The sequence below is a fragment of the Thermosipho globiformans genome (assembly GCF_003990895.1).
In the GTDB taxonomy this organism is placed as follows: Bacteria; Thermotogota; Thermotogae; order Thermotogales; family Fervidobacteriaceae; genus Thermosipho; species Thermosipho japonicus.
In genome coordinates, this window is record NZ_BHXD01000004.1 from 31762 (window position 1) to 48116 (window position 16355).

General features: G+C 31.6%; 14 protein-coding genes and 1 tRNA gene. 10 read left to right on the forward strand and 5 right to left on the reverse strand.

Going from position 1 to position 16355, the window contains the following annotated elements; all coding sequences use genetic code 11:
* Window positions 1–122 precede the first annotated feature (122 nt).
* Window positions 123–1214, forward strand: coding sequence for a site-specific integrase (locus tag EO083_RS04270; RefSeq protein ID WP_126992951.1), 1092 nt, complete (start codon window positions 123–125; stop codon window positions 1212–1214).
* 24 nt (window positions 1215–1238) lie between these two features.
* Here the strand turns inward: EO083_RS04270 and EO083_RS04275 are convergent, their stop codons facing one another.
* From EO083_RS04275 to EO083_RS04295, 5 genes are all read right to left on the reverse strand, one after another.
* The gene (locus tag EO083_RS04275; protein WP_126992952.1) at window positions 1239–2315 is read right to left on the reverse strand and encodes an alanine/ornithine racemase family PLP-dependent enzyme; all 1077 of its coding nucleotides are present in this window, start codon (window positions 2313–2315) and stop codon (window positions 1239–1241) included.
* 88 nt (window positions 2316–2403) lie between these two features.
* Window positions 2404–3711 (reverse strand): TldD/PmbA family protein, encoded by a 1308-nt coding sequence (locus tag EO083_RS04280; RefSeq protein ID WP_126992953.1) that lies wholly within the window; start codon window positions 3709–3711, stop codon window positions 2404–2406.
* Window positions 3708–5096 (reverse strand): TldD/PmbA family protein, encoded by a 1389-nt coding sequence (locus EO083_RS04285; RefSeq protein ID WP_126992954.1) that lies wholly within the window; start codon window positions 5094–5096, stop codon window positions 3708–3710. The genes EO083_RS04280 and EO083_RS04285 overlap by 4 nt, the downstream gene beginning before the upstream one ends.
* Before the next feature lie 4 nt (window positions 5097–5100).
* A complete protein-coding gene (locus tag EO083_RS04290; protein ID WP_126992955.1) occupies window positions 5101–6819 on the reverse strand; it encodes a phosphoenolpyruvate carboxykinase (ATP) in 1719 nt (572 codons plus the stop codon).
* Window positions 6816–7196 carry a Mini-ribonuclease 3 gene (locus EO083_RS04295; RefSeq protein ID WP_126992956.1) on the reverse strand — a complete coding sequence of 127 codons (381 nt, stop codon included), beginning with the start codon at window positions 7194–7196 and terminating at the stop codon, window positions 6816–6818. The genes EO083_RS04290 and EO083_RS04295 overlap by 4 nt, the downstream gene beginning before the upstream one ends.
* A 97-nt stretch (window positions 7197–7293) precedes the next feature.
* Between EO083_RS04295 and EO083_RS04300 the strand changes: the two genes are divergently transcribed.
* The 9 genes from EO083_RS04300 (at window position 7294) to EO083_RS04340 (ending at window position 16352) form a co-directional block, all read left to right on the forward strand.
* Window positions 7294–7369 (forward strand) — tRNA-Ala (locus tag EO083_RS04300).
* A 207-nt stretch (window positions 7370–7576) separates the two neighbouring features.
* Window positions 7577–7849 carry a co-chaperone GroES gene (gene groES / locus EO083_RS04305; protein ID WP_012579460.1) on the forward strand — a complete coding sequence of 91 codons (273 nt, stop codon included), beginning with the start codon at window positions 7577–7579 and terminating at the stop codon, window positions 7847–7849.
* A gap of 16 nt (window positions 7850–7865) precedes the next feature.
* Window positions 7866–9485, forward strand: a complete 1620-nt coding sequence (groL, locus tag EO083_RS04310) for a chaperonin GroEL (protein WP_126992957.1) — start codon at window positions 7866–7868, stop codon at window positions 9483–9485.
* A gap of 153 nt (window positions 9486–9638) precedes the next feature.
* The gene (sufC, locus tag EO083_RS04315; RefSeq protein WP_126992958.1) at window positions 9639–10382 is read left to right on the forward strand and encodes a Fe-S cluster assembly ATPase SufC; all 744 of its coding nucleotides are present in this window, start codon (window positions 9639–9641) and stop codon (window positions 10380–10382) included.
* A 4-nt stretch (window positions 10383–10386) separates the two neighbouring features.
* Complete coding sequence (gene sufB, locus EO083_RS04320; protein ID WP_126992959.1) at window positions 10387–11778, forward strand: Fe-S cluster assembly protein SufB; 1392 nt, start codon at window positions 10387–10389, stop codon at window positions 11776–11778.
* 10 nt (window positions 11779–11788) lie between these two features.
* Window positions 11789–12913 carry a SufD family Fe-S cluster assembly protein gene (locus EO083_RS04325; protein ID WP_126992960.1) on the forward strand — a complete coding sequence of 375 codons (1125 nt, stop codon included), beginning with the start codon at window positions 11789–11791 and terminating at the stop codon, window positions 12911–12913.
* Window positions 12888–14132, forward strand: coding sequence for a SufS family cysteine desulfurase (locus EO083_RS04330; RefSeq protein WP_126992961.1), 1245 nt, complete (start codon window positions 12888–12890; stop codon window positions 14130–14132). Before EO083_RS04325 ends, EO083_RS04330 begins: the two co-directional genes overlap by 26 nt.
* On the forward strand, window positions 14122–14520 hold the full coding sequence (sufU, locus tag EO083_RS04335) for a Fe-S cluster assembly sulfur transfer protein SufU (RefSeq protein ID WP_126992962.1): 399 nt from the start codon (window positions 14122–14124) through the stop codon (window positions 14518–14520). Before EO083_RS04330 ends, sufU begins: the two co-directional genes overlap by 11 nt.
* 131 nt (window positions 14521–14651) lie before the next feature.
* The gene (locus EO083_RS04340; protein ID WP_126992963.1) at window positions 14652–16352 is read left to right on the forward strand and encodes a methyl-accepting chemotaxis protein; all 1701 of its coding nucleotides are present in this window, start codon (window positions 14652–14654) and stop codon (window positions 16350–16352) included.
* Window positions 16353–16355: the final 3 nt, after the last annotated feature.

The window sequence follows — 16355 nt, forward strand, 5'->3', positions numbered from 1 at the left end:
TATTTAAAAATTCGCAATGCGAATTGTAACTTTAGTAAGACTATTTAAAAGAAAAATAAATATAATTTATGTTATAATCAAAATACGAATAAATTTCTTAGTTTTTTGGAGGTGGATATAGAGTGAATATAAACTCAGATTTAGAAAGATTTATAGAATATATAAACACTCAAAATATATCAGAAAGCACCAAAAAAAATTATGTTAATATGGTTGATTCGTTTTTAAAATTTGTAGAAGGTAATGTAACGAGTGAAAATGTTAGGAAATGGCTTTCGAAAATAAAAGAAAATTACAAATCGACAGCGTGGAGACAATATTTTGTTCCATTAAGAGCTTTTTTACAAAGATTTTATCCACTAATTTATTCAGAAGTAGTAGAAGATTTAAAAGTTCCTTATAAAAAAGCAGATTATGAAATGATAAATTATTTAGATTTTTGGAAATTATATGAAGAAGCAGAAAAGATGGCAAAACATGGCAACGAAAAGTATGTACTTTTGGTTGGGCTCGCTGGTATTTTGGGATTGAAATCTGGAGATATTGTAAAGCTAAAAGGTACAGATATAAAAGGAAACTATTTGTATGTCTCAGATGAAAACTATGAAGTAGAAATTGTGCCACCGATTGATAAGTGGTTAAAAAAATACGAAGGAAAAGATGAATATTTAATTTCGACTGGAGATGGAGAAGCAGTAAAACCTTCTTACCTTGCTTTAATGCTAAGGGGACTTCAAAAAAAGGTTGATATAAGTCTGAAAAGGCCATTGTCGGTTGAGATATTAAGAAATGTTGCTGTTGCAAGACAGGTTATTGCACAGCCTTCACTGCCATATGTTATGGACTTATTTAAATATAGCTCAACAAAAACAATAGAAGATATTGCAAGGTATATAACCGAGAGTGGAGATTTGAGAACAATTTTATCAATAGAAGTTGTTGAAGATATGGAACCTGTTTTGGAATTTTTTAATAAATTGTCAATTCCTGTTAGAAAGATAGAAAATGCATATATTGTATCAAGAACAGCTTATATTAAAAGAGGAGATAAATTTTCAAGGTTAAATACATTGTTTGTAGTAAGAAATCTTGATGGATGGCAAGAATATATAGAAAAGTTAGGCTATGAGGTGAAAAGAAAACCAAACGATAACTTCTTTATTTTCTTGGCTGGAAAGTTGAGAGTAGCATTTTTAGAGTTAGATGATATATAAAATAAAAAATGCCTGATCGTATGGTCAGGCATTTTTTATATACTCTTTTTTTACAAAAGGACTAGTAAAAGCCCTAAGTGCTGCACCATAAGAAAGATGAAATTTTAAGGTGTCTCCAATAGAATAGTTTTTATTAGAATCTGTGTAATCTATTATGGTATGGTCACTTGATGCGTGTAGTACTTTTAATTTTTTATCAAATGGCTTGAGTCCAGAAGGATCAACATCTTGCTCACCAATTGCTAATATTATTCTATTTCTCCATCCCAAATCTTCAAAATGTGGAATTCTGCCCATAGAATCTCTTCCAATTTTTCCTACAGGAACAGAAGGTTTATAATCAACTTCAATTACTTCAGCTTCTAAAATCACTGTATCTTGTGAAAGGTATGGAATGTCTCTATTTCCAGTTGCATCAGTCCCCAGTAATAGCCCTTCACCTATTCTAAATTGATTTATTTTAGAAGGTAGTTCATTGTTTTCTATAAGCGATAAAGTTACAGTGCTTCCTCCGGAAATTTTAAGATTTGTGTTTAGTCTGTCATCAAGGTAATCTTTTATTTCTACTAGAATATTTAAATTTTCTTTTGTTGGTAAAACTCCACCAAAACATCCAACGTTTGTCCCGATTCCAGCAATTTTAGCCATTTTTAACTTTTTAGCTACTTTTTCTATTGTATAAGCAGCTTTTTCATACCAAATTCCTTCTCTTAAGTCCCCAACATCTATCATGTAGATCAATTCAATATTTTTATCATATTTTTTTGCAATTTCATCAATCATATAAGCAACTTTTTCTTCAGAAATTAATATCTCATCTGTTAATAGTACTGCGTCTTCCAATTCTGAAGGCATAGGAATTCTCAAAAGTTGAAAAGGGCCAGGTACATTATTTTCTATCATTCTTTTAATATTTTTTAATCTCGATTCGCCTATCTTTATTACCCCAGCATCTTTAAGTGTTTTTGCAATGATTGGGTCACCTAAAGTTAGTTTAGTCACGGCAACAAGTTCAATTTTAAGTTTTGAGAGTGTTTCAAGTAGTTTTTCAGCATTTTCTCTAATTTTTTTTAGATTAACAAACAACCTAGGGAAATACACTTTTCCCCCTCCCTATTTTTAAAGGTACAACTTAATTTTAATCTAATTTTTGTTTTTTGTAAATAAAAAAGGCGGAGAGAAATCCGCCTTATTCACCAGCAATATCAAGCTCACTTATTAAGATACTTGGGGTTATAATTCCATAGAAGATTTTTGAGTCATTTCCAACTGCTTCAACTTTTTCCAATAGTTGTAAGAAATTTCCAGAGATGGTTATTTGTTCTATAGGATGGGAGATTTCTCCATTAATTACTCTATAGCCTCTTGCACCGAGTGAGAAATTTCCAGATATTGGATTTGCACCTGAATGCATTCCATCTACACCTATGATTACTATCCCATCATCTAATTTTTTTAGAAGGCTTTCAAAGTCATATTCTCCACTTTCTACAAGTAAATTTATTGGTCTAATTGAGCCACCAAGGGAATTTCCAGTTGGTTCAGTGTTATCTTTTTTTGCAGTTTTTAAATCGTATAGGAAACTCTTTAATATTCCGTTTTCTATAATTGGTGTTTCTTTTGTTGGAACTCCTTCATCGTCAAAAGGTCTATTTGAAATACTGTTTTTATAGTACGGAACATCTTTAATATTTAAAATTGTACTTGCGATCTTTTGATTTTGTTTTCCCTTTAAAGGGGACATATTTTTTTGAACGTTTTCTGCCGAAATCATGCTAATAAGAAGGCTGAGCATGTCTTCAAAAGCAGTATTTTTGATTATTACTCTGTACTTGCCGCTTTTAACAGATTTTGCGTCAAGTAAACTTAGTGCATTTTGACAAGCGGTTTTTCCAATTTTTTCTGGATCAAGGTCGGAGAATTTAGTTCCAACTTCCATCCAGAATCCAGAGTGGGTTGATTCATCTTTTGATACTGCCATTGCATAGCTGTATCCACCATCTGCGGTTGTTGAAACATCAAGCCCTAAAGTATTTGAAATTTTTTTAGAAACTTTGAAATTATTGTAAATTGCATATGGAACCATGACTATTCTATCATCACATTTTGCACTGTTATATAGCTTTTTGACAAATTCTATTTTTTCTGAAACGCTTGTTTTTTCAAAACTTCCATTGTAAAGATCCATTTCAATATATTTGCCGCTTCCATCATAGAAAAATTCTTCATCTTCACTATCTGTTAACTCCCAGTTTTTTAGGGCTTCTTCAAATAATTTTTCTGGATCTTCTAGTTGTTCTGTATAAACTCTTCCTATCTTTCCATTTTTTAGAATTTTTATAGAAACTGAAAATTTTGAAGCGTCTGTATATTGATCTATATCATCATTAGCATATCTTAGTGAAAATTCTGAACTTTCTGATAGATCAATCTGAGCTTCAAATCCTTTTTCTTTTGCAATAGAAAATAATTTTTCTTTAAATTCGTTGTATGTCATTTGTTTCGCCCCCCAACGATTATTTCTGAAACTCTTATTGTAGGTTGTCCTACATCTGCAGGAACAGCTCCTGAAATTGATCCACAAACACCTTGACCTCTACCAACATCGTTTCCAACCATATCAATTTTTTGAATTATTTCATATCCTTTTCCAATAAGTGTTGCTCCCTTAACGGGTTTTGTAATCTTACCTTTTTCAATTAAATATGCTTCATTAACTGCAAAATTAAATTCACCGGTACTTGGGTTAACTGAGCCTCCACCCATTTCTTTTGCATAAAGACCGAATTCGGTTGCTGCTATGATTTCTTCAGGATGGTAATCGCCAGGTAATATAAATGTATTACTCATTCTAGAAGTTGGAGCAAATGTATAATCTTGTCTTCGAGCACTTCCTGTGCTTTCCATTCCCATTCTTCTTCCACCTAATTTATCAATTAGGTATCCAACTAACACTCCTTTATCTATAAGAAGGTTTCTTCTTGTTGGTGTCCCCTCATCATCTACATTTGCTGAACCCCAAGCATTTGGTATTGTTGCATCATCAACAGCTGATACACATTCAGCGGCAACTTTCTGACCTAATTTTCCTGCAAAAACGGATGCCCCTTTTGCAACAGAAGTTGCTTCAAGTGCATGTCCAACTGCTTCGTGGAATATAACACCACCAAATTCATTTGAAATAATTACTGGCATTTTACCTGCAGGTGCTGGTTCGGCATCTACCATTCTTGCAGCGATTCTTGCAGCTCTTTTTGCAGCTTCTTCAACGTCTATTCTATCAAATAGTTCAAATCCCATGCTTGCTCCTGGTCCATAAAAGCCTCTTTCCATATTACCATTATGTTCGGCTATAGCATTAATCATAAGTCTTGTTTTTACACGTCTATCTTCTGCCCAAACACCTTCAGAATTTGCAATTAATACTTCTTGGTCGTATTCCCAGAACCATACTTGAACTTGCTTAATTAATTCTGAATAATTTTTGGCTGATTCGTATGCTCTTTTCATTACTTTTACTTTTTCTGTTTTTTCAACGTCTTTTGGGTATAAATATATAACATGTCTATTTTTTAATTTTTTATTATCAAAATCTAAAGTTAAATCATTAATTTTAACTTCAGATAAAGCTTCTCCTACTCTTTTTGCGACAGATAATAAATTTTCTTTTTCAAAAACATTAGTATATGCATATATTGCCTTTTTTCCAAGAAATCCTCTAATACCGACACCAGAGATGTTATTAGTATTTGCTTTTTGAATTTTTCCATCTGTAAGTTCTATCCTGTTTTCATATTTGTTTTCTACAAAAACTTCTGCAAAGTCTCCCCCATATTTTAATACTGTGCCAATAATATCTTTAATTAAAGATTGATTTAACACTATTTCACCCCTTTTGTTCAATGATTTTCATTAATGCTTTTGCTGCAAGCATAGTTCCTTCCTTTTCGTACCCTTCAACTCCAAGCATCGTTCTTATTTCACCAATCTTCACCCCCGTTTCAAACATTTTTTTGAAGAATTTTTGCGCAATTTTTTCGTGTTTTTCTTTCATTTGGATTGCACCAAATGGGTTTGCAAAATATGATGTAGTTAATCCTTTTTCAGAGGTTGTTCCTTTTGCCATTCTTTTACCTTCTGAGAATACTTTTAAGGCATCTTCATATGTTTCAAAGAACTTTATTCTTTCGTTTTCTTCTTTGACTTCTGTGTAGTTATTTGCATAGAATAGAAAGTCAATTTTGATTGGGGTAATAATATCTTTATAGTTGTTGAATGGAACTATAACTCTTGCGTTAATTTTATCAGGGTTCATGAATATACTTCTATCCATTGTATGATATGCATATCCTGGTGGTAGATCATCGAGCCTAACAAATGCTCCAGTCTCAGTTCCATATGCTACAACGGAATCGTTGTATATATCTAAACTTCCCATATCATCTATTATAATATTTACTTCTGCTACTTCTTTCATTCTATTTAGTGCATCAAGTGTTTCACTTTTTCCAGCGCCGCTATCGCCTACAAACATAGCTACTGCTTTTTTCCCAGATTTTAATGTTATTTGTGCCATTGATCCATGGATTGGAAGTCTTTCGTTATCTATCATTATCAAATTGTGAACTGTCAAGGTAGTTTTTTTCATGTATCCAAAATAATCATTTTCGTCTGTTCCAGGTATCACACCGACGTAGCAATTTTTGTCTTTAAAAACTACTGCGTTTTTCCATTTTTCATTATAATCTGGGATTTTTTCTGGAGCAATTCCAAATATTATTATTCCGTCAGGTTTTTTATTTTTTATATCCTTTGGTGAGGCTATTTCAAACAAATTCGCAAGTCCAGCACCATGTGCAAGATATTCTTTATGTACAAAATTAAAGAATAATAATTTTCCTACGTATATTGGAATCCTAAACCACTCATTGCTAGAAAGATTTATTTTGTCTAAAATATCTTTTTCTTCTACAGGAATAATTCCTTTTCGTTTGTTTGAATTTGTATAAAAAATTGCAGGTGGATCAAAAATTGCACCCCATATTGTTGGAATATTTTTCATCCAATTTGCACCAAAATCGTCACACTCAATATAATCGTATAAGAACATTGCTTGAGCTCCGCTTGGCAGCTGTCTCATTACTTTTGGAAACTCATTTGATATATTTGAAATTAGTTGTCTGTATAAATTTTTAATAACAGCTTTAAATTGATCACCAATCATTGTCATTGTATATTCTATACTTGCACGTCTATTGTAATCACTTACGTATTTTTCGTGCCTTACCATAAATCTGTGTTTTGATCTCCAGAATGAGTAAAAGCCTTCAATAAATTTTTCAAGTTTTTCAGGGTTTACGTAATTCATTATGTGAATTAATTCTCTAATATTTCTCATAGATAAAAGATGGAGATATTCAGATAACCTTCTAATGTCGTATTCATTTCCAAATTTGAAGGGTGAAATTGCTTCTAAGAGTGGACTATTTTTTTCAGAGAGTATGGTTATAAATTCTTTTAAAAGTTCTTCAAATTTTCTGTGCCCCATGATTTGACTGTAATTGGTATAAATAACTGAACCATCAATGATTACAGAGCGACTCATTTTAACACCTCCATTAATAAATTGTAAAGACGTTCTTGGTTAGTTAGATACAAATAGCCTACCAGAACTTCAAAACCAGTACTTTTTCTGTAGGCGGGATCATTTCCATACCTTCCGGCTCCTTTACTGTTTATACCTCTTTTTACAAATGCTTTTTCTTCTTCATTTAGTAGAGGAAGGGCTTTATCTAGAAGGGTAGCTTGAAAATTTCTGTTTACAAGGAGTTGAGAATCTTTGTGTAAATTTTTTACACTTGTATTTTTGAAATATAATACCTTTACGAAAAGATTGAACACTGCATCACCTAGATAAGCAAGACTATCTGTAGATAGTTCATTAACATTAAGGTTAGGATGAATTTTTTCAAAAATGTTCAATTTATACGCCCCCTATTTTTAACAATTTTACCATATAATTTTGTTTTGTGCTAAATGTTGACTGAAAATAGAAAATATGATAAATTATATATTGTAAGGGGCCGTAGCTCAATTGGGAGAGCGCTACCATGGCACGGTAGAGGCAGTGGGTTCAAATCCCATCGGCTCCACCAGAAGGGAGGCAGAAAATGCCTCCCTTCCTTTTTTTGTGATATAAAAAGTGTGAAAACAAAAGAAAATATATGTTATTTTGACTTAATTTCTTTTAAAAAGTAATAATCGGTAATAATCAGACTTCACAATTTTGATATTTTTGGTAAACTTAAATTAGCAGTCGATGAATAAGAGTGACAACAAAAACTTTGAAAGGGGGTACGATTATGAAGGTTATTCCATTGGGATCAAGACTTTTAATTAAGCCAATTCAGGAGGAAAAGAGAACTGAAGGAGGAATTGTTCTTCCAGATACTGCAAAAGAAAAACCTATGAAAGCAGAAATTGTTGCAGTAGGTAACTTGGAAGATGCAGATGTTGATCTTCACGTAGGTGATAAAGTAATCTTTTCCAAATATTCAGGAACCGAAATTAAGATAGAGGAAGAAGATTACATAATAATTGATGTAGAAGATATTCTAGCAAAAATAGAAGACTAATAGGGAGGTGACACGCATGGCAAAGATGTTAAAATTCAGTGAAGAGGCAAGAAGAGCACTTGAAAGAGGTGTAGATGCAGTTGCAGATGCAGTTAAAATTACATTAGGTCCAAAAGGAAGAAACGTAGTTATTGAAAAATCTTGGGGAAGTCCAACAATTACAAATGATGGTGTTTCAATTGCTAAGGAAATTGAACTTGAAGATAAATTTGAAAATCTTGGAGCACAACTTGTAAAAGAAGTTGCAAGTAAAACAAACGATGTAGCAGGTGACGGAACAACAACAGCAACAGTTCTCGCACAAGCAATGATAAAAGAAGGAATTAAAAACGTAACAGCTGGTGCAAACCCAATCCTTGTAAAAAGAGGAATTGAAAAAGCAGTTGCAGCAGGTGTTGAAGAAATTAAGAAAATATCAAAGAAACTTTCAAGTACAGATGATATTGCTCATGTAGCATCTATCAGTGCAAACAGTGAAGAAATTGGTAAATTAATCGCAGAAGCAATGGAAAAAGTCGGAGAAGATGGAGTAATTACTGTAGAAGATAGTAAATCAATTGAGACATATGTTGAATTTACTGAAGGTATGCAATTTGATAGAGGATATGTTTCACCTTACTTTGTAACTGATCCTGAAAAAATGGAAGTAGTTTACAATGAGCCATTTATCCTTATTACCGATAGAAAACTTTCAAATATAAAACCACTTATTCCAATTCTTGAAAAAGTAGCACAAACTGGAAAACCACTTGTAATTATTGCAGAAGATGTTGAAGGTGAAGCATTAACAACACTTGTTCTTAACAAACTAAAAGGAACACTTAATACAGTAGCAGTTAAAGCTCCTGGATTTGGTGACAGAAGAAAAGCGATGCTCCAAGATATTGCAATTCTTACCGGTGGTATAGTAGCAAGCGAAGAAGTAGGAATTAACTTAGAAGACTTGACATTAAACGATCTTGGAAGAGCAGATGTTGTAAGAGTTAAAAAAGACGAAACAATAATTGTTGGTGGACATGGTGATCAAGAAGAAATTAAAAAGAGAATTGCTCAAATTAAAGCGCAAATCGAGCAAACTACATCAGAATACGAAAAAGAAACATTACAAGAAAGAATGGCAAAACTTGCTGGTGGTGTCGCAGTAATTAAAGTTGGTGCTGCAACAGAAACCGAGTTAAAAGAAAAGAAACACAGAATTGAAGACGCTCTCAGTGCTACAAGAGCAGCTGTTGAAGAAGGTATTGTTCCAGGTGGAGGAATTACGCTACTTCGCGCAAGAAAAGCTGTTGAAAAAGTTGTAAATGAACTTGATGGTGATGAGAAGATTGGGGCAAAGATTGTTTACGATGCATTGGTAGCTCCAATTAACCAAATAGCAAAGAATGCAGGTTATGATGGTGCGATTATTGTTCACAAGGTACTTGAAAATGATGATCCAGCATACGGATTTGATGCATTAAAAGGTGAATATTGCAACATGTTTGAACGCGGAATTATTGACCCAGCAAAAGTTACAAGAAGTGCACTTCAAAATGCAGCATCAATTGCAAGCATGTTGTTAACAACAGAAGCACTTGTAGTTGAAAAACCAGAACCAAAGAATAACGCACCAATGCCAGAAATGCCAGAATATTAATAATCATTTTAATAGACAAATTCCCCGGAAACTTTTCCGGGGAATTTTTTTTAATAAAGGCTTGAATTTTCCAAGCCTTTATTTTTTATTATTGACTTTTGAAATTAATATGTTATACTTTAATTAGGAAAAACTAATTAAGGAGGTAATATCATGGAAAAATTGCTTGAAGTTAGAAATTTGCATGCATCTGTGAAAGAAGAAAACTTAAAAATATTAAAAGGTGTTAATTTGGATATAGGTTATGGAGAATTACATGCTATTATGGGACCAAATGGTTCAGGAAAATCGACTCTTGCAAACGTTATAATGGGAAATCCAAGGTATAGAGTTGATTCAGGCGAAATAATTTTTGAAGGTGGAAATATTGTTGACTTAACTACTGATGAGAGGGCAAAAAAAGGTATTTTTATGACTTTTCAAAATCCATTTGAAATAGACGGTGTAAAATTCAGTAATTTTCTTTTAAGTGCATATAGAAAAATTCATGGAGATAATGAATCTTTTGCGCAATTAAATAAACAAATAGACGAAATATTAAGTGAGCTTGTTGTTTCAGATAATTTCTTAAATAGGTTTTTGAATGTTGGATTTTCTGGTGGAGAAAAGAAAAAATCAGAAATTTTGCAAGCAAGGTTTTTAAGGCCCAAACTTTTAATTTTAGATGAAATTGATTCGGGGTTAGATGTTGATGCTTTAAGAATTGTTGCAAATCAGATTAATAAGATAAGAGAATCTGGGACGAGTATACTTATTATAACTCATTACAAAAGAATACTTAATTATTTAGATGTTGATAAAGTTCACGTTTACACAGATGGAAAGATTGTAAAGAGCGGTGATTTTTCATTGGCTGATGAGATAGAAAAAAATGGCTATTCTGTAATTGCGGGGTGATGACATGTTTGATATAAAACAGAATGAAGATAGGTTTAATTATATTGCTAATATTGAGCCAGAGTATAAAAGTTTACCTGGCTTGATACCAAAAATAATTGAAGAAATTTCTGAGATTAAAGGTGAACCTAAATGGATGAGAGAACTTAGACTTAAATCTTTGGAAATTTTTCAAAAATGGCATGATCCAAGATTTGGAGTTGATATTTCTGAATTGGATTTGAATAAGATAATTCCATATATTAAGCCAAAGGCTAACAAGCAGACAAGTTGGGAAGAAGTTCCTGAAGAAATTAAAAAGGCTTTTGATAAACTTGGAATTCCTGAAGCTGAAAGAAAATATTTTGCCGGTGTTGGAGCACAATTTGATTCGGAAATAGTGTATCAAAATATAAAGAAAGAACTTGAAGGTCTTGGTGTAATTTTCATGGATATGGAAAGTGCAGTAAGAGAATATCCAGACTTAGTAAAAGAATACTTTATGAAACTTGTTCCAGCCCATGATCATAAATTTGCGGCACTACATGGTGCAATTTGGAGTGGAGGAACATTTTTATATGTTCCAAAGGGTGTTAAAGTTCCAATGCCACTTCAAGCTTATTTTTTAATGAGTAATCCTGGAATGAGTCAGCTTGAACATACAGTTATTGTAGCCGATGAAGGCTCTGAGGTAACTTTTATTGAGGGTTGTTCAGCGCCAAGATACAATGTTATTAATTTGCATACAGGAATGGTTGAGATTTACGTAAAAAAAGATGCAAAAGTAAAATACATGACAATTCAAAATTGGAGTAAAAATACGTATAATTTGAATACAAAACGTTCTATAGTAGAAGAAAATGGAGTGATGTCTTGGGTTTCAGGATCACTTGGTAGTATGAAAACAATGCTGTATCCTATGACGATCCTTAAAGGAAAGGGTGCAAAAGCAGAAAGTTTAGGTATTACATATGCAGGACCAGGCCAACATATGGATACAGGCTCAAAAGTAGTACATCTTGCACCTTATACAAGTTCCACAATTGATGCAAGGAGTATCAGTGTTGGTGGCGGCTGGGCTTTTTATAGAGGGCTATTAAGAATAGCACAAGATGCTAAAAAAAGTAAATCTCATGTTCAATGTACCGCATTAATGCTTGATAATAAATCGAAAAGTGATACAGTTCCATTAATTGAAGTATATAATAGTGATTCGGATGTAGGTCATGAAGCAAGAATTGGAAGAATTAAAGATGAACAAATCTTTTATTTGATGACAAGAGGCTTAAGTGAAACAGAAGCTAAAAGTATGATTGTTAAAGGATTTATTGAACCGATTGTTAGTAGTTTACCATTTGAGTATGCCCTTGAGCTTAATAGATTAATTGAAATGGAAATTGAATCATCAATAGGGTGAGGTGTTAGTTATGGAGAAAAATTTAGAATTATTTTTAGATAATGAAAAAGCAGTGGTGAGTGCCCCAAAGCAATTTTTCGAAGGTGACTATACTGAAAAAGATTTAGAAAAAGCACTTTCAAGTATTGAAAATAAATTTGTTAGAAAGCATATTTTGGAAAAGTATAGCGAATATACAAAAGTAGGTTTTCCTATATGGAAAAGATTGAAAATTAATAGTATAAGTTTGCCAGAGTATAAATATGAGGGATATTTTAAAGGTGTTGAAGAAGATTTAGATTTGATAGATTTTGAGGGAACTCATAGAAAATATGTTTTGTTATCAGATATATTTTCATCTATGGGTGAATATATAGAAGTTGATAAGGAAAAAGAAGTAAAAGTTGAATATATTGATAGAATAACAAATGATGTGTATAAGGTTAATGGTAAGTTAGTTCTTGTAAGAATTTTGAAAACGAAAAATTTTTCAAATAATACATTGAGAGTTGTGGCAGATGATAATGCAGAAGTTGAAATTTACAACATTCATGTAAGTGAAGAAAATTCTTTTTCGGTTGATAATATTTTTATTATAGTTGAAGATAAAGCACAAGTAAAAGTTAGAGATATATATATTGGTGAAGGAAAGGTAGCAGGATATTTGGGAGTAAAGATGAACGGTAATGAAAGTAATGTGGATGTTAGACCTTACTTTTTGGGAAGTAAAAATGCAATTTTTGATCTTCAATATCTTTTAAGGTTTGTAGGACTTGAAAATAAAGGTTCAATAAAGGCAGAAGGTGCACTTTCTGATGAAGCAAAAGTAGTATTTCGTGGTATACTTGATTTAAAAAGAGGTGCAAAAAATAGTGAAGCAGAAGAGATGGAAAGATGTATATTATTATCAAAAGATTCAAAAATGGAAGCTATCCCAAGTTTGTTAGTAGACGAAAATGAAGTTACTGCATCACATGCGGCAAGTTCTGCTCCACTTGATGAAGATGCAATATTCTATTTAATGAGTAGAGGATTTAATAGAAAGGAAGCAAAAAGCTTTATATTAAACGGTATTTTTGAAAATTTAATTAATGAGCTTTCAGTATTTGGCCTTGAGGAGGTCGTAAAAAATGCTCTTAAAAAATATATTGAGTGATTTTCCTGCACTTTCAAGAACAATAAAAGGAAATCGTATTGTTTATCTTGACAGTGCTGCAAGTACATTAAAACCAAAACAGGTAATTGATAAATTGTCTAGATTTTATTTAGAAAATTATGCAAATGTTCATAGAGCAGTTCATACTCTAGCATCTGAGTCAACTCAGATGCTAGAGTTTTCTAGAAAAAATTATGCAAATTTTTTGAATGCTAGTGAACATGAGATAATTTTCACATCAGGAACAACAATGTCAATAAATCTTATAGTTGAAAGTTTAGTAAGAAGTAAAATGTTGAACGAGAATGATATAGTTTTAACAACTTTAGTTGAGCATCATGCAAATTTTGTCCCATGGTTAAGACTTTCTAAATTACATGGATTTAGAGTAGAATTTGTTGAACCAAGCTTGCGTTTTGGAAGCATAAATATCGATGATTTTTTAAAAAAAGATATAAATCCTAAAGTGGTTGCTGTTACAGGACATTCAAATGTAACGGGACAGTTAATTGATATAGAAAAAATTCGCAATATTTTTCCTAATTCAATATTAATAGTTGATGGAGCGCAGCTTATTCCGCATCAAAGGATTGATGTTAAGGGCTTAGATATTGATTTTCTTTGTTTTTCAGTCCATAAAATGCTTGGGCCAAGCGGAGTTGGGGTTTTATATGGAAAAAGCCAATATTTGGAAACACTTGAACCTTTTTTGTATGGTGGTGAAATGATTGATAAGGTTAGTGTTGAAGATGTTACCTTTAATGTGCTTCCATACAAATTTGAGGCAGGCACTCCAAATATTGGTGGAATTGTTGGTGCAAATTATGCGCTTGAATATTTAAATAATATTGGATTTGATGAGGCAAAAAAACATATTCTAGATCTTACAAAATATGCTATTGAAAAGTTTAGAAATATTGAAAATGTAGAAGTTTATGGTCCACTTGATAAATCTCACTGCGGTATTTTAAGCTTTAATATTGACGGAGTTCATCCACATGATGTTGCACACCTTTTAGATGAAAAATTTGGAGTAGCAATAAGGAGCGGTCATCATTGTGCACAACCTTTGATGAATGTTTTAAAGTCACAAAGTAGACTGTCTCAATTTCCAAACAGTACATGTAGAGCAAGTTTTTATATATACAACACATATGAAGATATAGATATATTAATAGAAGGAATAAAAAGGATAAAGGAGTGGTTTAATGTACAATGAATTAATCATGGATTATTCTAAACTTAAAAAGTATAAGGGAAAGATTGAAGATGCCACTAAAGTAGAAGAAGGTAAAAATCTTTCTTGTGGTGATGAAATAACTTTATATTTAAAAATTGAAAATGAAAGGATAGTAGATGCAAAATTTGAAGGAATTGGCTGTGCAATAAGTCAAGCTTCGGCTAACTTGATGATAGAAAATATTATTGATAAATCAATTGATGAGGTAAAAATATTAATAGATAACGTATATAAAATGACGCGTGGAGAAGAATACGACAAATCGATATTGGGATTGATTGAAGAATTCAAAAGTATTAAAGATTATCCAATGAGAATTAAATGTTTTTTACTTGCTTGGAAAACTTTAGAACTTTCATTTAAATAAATTGTAACATATACATAATTTTTATCATTTTAATTGAAAAAGAATATTTTCTTGAATTTTATAAATTTCATGTTATAAGTTTTTAAGAGTGATAATCGAGTAATCACTATATTTTTTTGTGAGGTGAAAAAATGTCAATTGAAAGAAAATTGTTAAATCTTGTTTTATTTTTTTTATTAGTCTTGGATTTTCCTGCGCTTCTTTTTTCATACTATGTATTTTCTGGATTGAAAAATTATCCAGTAACAAATTTATTAATAGGTTATCTTTTAGCTGTTGTTACATTTGGAGCTTTAGTAGCTTTTTTTATTTATAAAAATGTGAAAAATGTAAAACGTGGGAAAGGATTTAATGTTCCAACCTTTTCATCTATAGTCTTATTTTTGGGAAACTTTGTTGCAGCAACAGTTGTAGGTTTAGTTGCTTCTAAAATGACGGATCTTCCTAGTGAAACACTGGCATTGAGATTAAATGGAGCATTTGCAATAAATATGAACATAATAGCATTATTTATTTTTACTTATTCAAGAATTATTAATTTTGATGAAATAAGGGATTTATTCAACAAGTTTAAAATCGGTGTTAATTTGAAAATTCTAATTTCTGTTTTATCAATTACTCTTTGGATTGGGCCAATAATTATAAGATATCTTTATACGAAAGGAATTTTGGATCAACATAACAGTTGGAATGCAACATATATCAGTTTATCGTTGAATGTTATTTTGGCATTTACGGTGTATTTTGTGATTAGATTTATTTTAAGGCCAGTAGAAGAACTTAATAATAGTATGAAAAAATACGGTCAAGGTGATTTTACAAGAAAAATTAACATTTCATCTTTAGATGAATTTAGAGAAATTTCTTTAAATCTAGAAAATATGGTTAATGAAATTTCAAAAATTATAAGGGAATTTGAAGGCACGATATATAAATCTAAAGATGTAACTGAAATTGCAAATAAGAATTTTGAAAAATTGCTTTCTTCAATTGAGGAAACTAGAAATAGTACAATTGAGCAAACAAAATCGGTTGAGAAGATAAGTGCTGCGGTTGAAGAGATTACTGCAAGTCTTGAAGAGTTATCAAGTCATGCAGTAACTTTAAACAATACGGCATCTGATACCATGAAAATTAACAATAAACTATTAAATACTACAAATCTTGGAAAAGAAAATCTTGAAAAAGTAAAAAATGCAAATGATAGGGTTGTTTCAAAGTATCTTGGACTTGATGAGAAGATATCTGAACTTCTTAATTTTACACAAAATATTGGAGAGATAGTTAATACTATACGTAATATAGCAGAACAAACAAATCTTCTTGCACTAAACGCAGCAATTGAGGCAGCTCGTGCTGGTGAGGCAGGAAAAGGTTTTGCGGTAGTTGCTGATGAAATTAGAAAACTTGCTGAAGAAACAAAAGGCGCTACAGATGTAATAACAAACACTATTCAAGAGATAACGGAAAGTTCTGATGTTATAAAAAATGAAACAAGCCAAGTGAAAGAAGAAATAGAAAATTCACAAGAAGAGATAGAAAAGTTGACAAGTGTATTGAATGAAATTTTAGAGTCTTTTAATAATCTCTCTTCTATTGTTGATGTTCTAGCAGCTCACTCTCAAGAGCAAAATGCATCTGTGGAAGAGATGTCTAGTGCAGCAAGTGAGGTTTTAAATCAGGTCAATAATGTGTATAAGTTATCAGAAGATGTACAGAAATTTTCTGAGGAAGATGAAGAAGTTGCAAATATGTTATACACTAATATTTCAAGTTTGACTGAAATGATCTTTAAGTTAAATCAAGAAATTAGGAAATTTAAATTAAAGTAGTTG